2 protein-coding genes are annotated in these 1545 nt (G+C 45.4%); both read left to right on the plus strand.

The window, feature by feature from the left end; genetic code table 11:
- Nucleotides 1-1153, plus strand: a 1153-nt coding sequence (locus tag WB217_RS04035) for an S-layer homology domain-containing protein (RefSeq protein WP_423990872.1), incomplete at its 5' end; no start/stop codon positions are given.
- Between the two features lie 56 nt (nucleotides 1154-1209).
- A partial coding sequence (locus WB217_RS04040; protein WP_423990874.1) for an HAD family hydrolase occupies nucleotides 1210-1545 on the plus strand: 336 nt, incomplete at its 3' end.

Genomic DNA, 1545 nt, shown 5'->3' on the forward strand with positions numbered 1-1545 from the left:
GAATATGCCAGGCTATGAAACGTGGGAAGTGGGTTCAGGCTACGTCAATGCATATGCTGCCATTGACAAAGTCTTTAACGAAACTGTTTATGGTAAAACAGTAAACGCAACACAAACCTTTAATAGCAATGTTAAATCGACAACGGAACGCAAGGAATTTTCAGTGAGCTATAACCCATTAACATTTGTTTCCGACAATCAGTATGAATTTACGGTTGAAGAAGGCATGTCCAGTCTTGCAGCTAAAGTAGATGGAGCAGGAGTGATGGGCCAGACGGGCAATCCAATTAACCTTGTCTTGATTGCACCTGACGGGACAGAGTACAGCTCTGGAGTGAGCCTGCTGTTCCCGCTCTATTATGATCGCACGGTTTCCGTGACATCTCCGGTCCCTGGAACCTGGAAAGCGGAAATAAGGGGGATTCGCGGTAATGATACCAATCCAATCGGAGTCGGCCTTCCTGAAACAGTACAGGGAGAGCTTGCGTTAACGAAGGTAAGTGGTTTTACAGGTCTGAATGATATCACGAATCACCCAGCAGCTGAAGCGATTAAAATCGGCGTAAGTGAACGATTATTCGACGGGTATTCAAATGGCGCTTTTAAGCCGGATGCACTTTTAACAAGAGCGGAACTGGCAAAATATTTAGTCATGGGAGCTGAAATCAAGCAATCACTTCCGAAGGCTCCGAGCTTCACAGACATCCTGAGCGAAGACCTTCCATTTGTTGAAGCTGTAACTGCAAAAGGAGCGGCCTTTCGGGACCAGCAGCACATCCAGAACGGAGTCATCCTCCCAAAAGCAGCCGGCAAGTTTGCCCCTAAAGATGGCGTTACTCGCGCAGAGTTGGCTTATTCCTTAGTTCAGGCTCTAGGCATGCAAAAAGAAGCCCAGGAATTTGATGGGCAGCTAACCGTCCAGTATAACGATGAAAGAATCGCAATTGCCGATGCAGCCGAAGTTCCGGCTCAGCTCAAAGGCTATGTCCAGCTCGCGTTAGACCTGAACATTCTTAACGCGAAATTTGCCGTAACGCAAGGACCATATGATCTAAAGCCGAAGGTGACAGCAACCTTCAGCCCATCTGTAAAAAATACACGCGGAGACTTTGCAGTAGCGATGACTCGATACTATAATGCATTTCTAAAATAAGGTAAAATTAGAACAGGCCCCAGGGTCTGTTCTTTTACATATGAGGGGTGAACAATATGCCAGAAATCAAAGCAGTATTCTTCGATCTCGACGGGACCCTGCTCGACCGCAACACCTCCCTGGTAAAATTCATCAACGACCAGTACGAGCGTTATATAAAGGAATTGAGTTTAATAGACAAACAGCAGTTCATTAATAGATTTATAGAACTGGATTGCCGCGGTTATGTATGGAAGGACCTGGTATACAGTCAGCTTTTACAGGAAATGAAATTAACGAGTTTAACCTGGGAAGAACTACTGGAAGACTACTTATTAAGCTTTAAACATTCATGCTTGCCCTTCCGAAACGTTCGGAAGGTTCTAGAAACCCTAAGTCAGATGGGCATAAAA

Source organism: Mesobacillus sp. (genome assembly GCF_049588175.1).
Taxonomy (GTDB): Bacteria; Bacillota; Bacilli; order Bacillales; family Cytobacillaceae; genus Mesobacillus.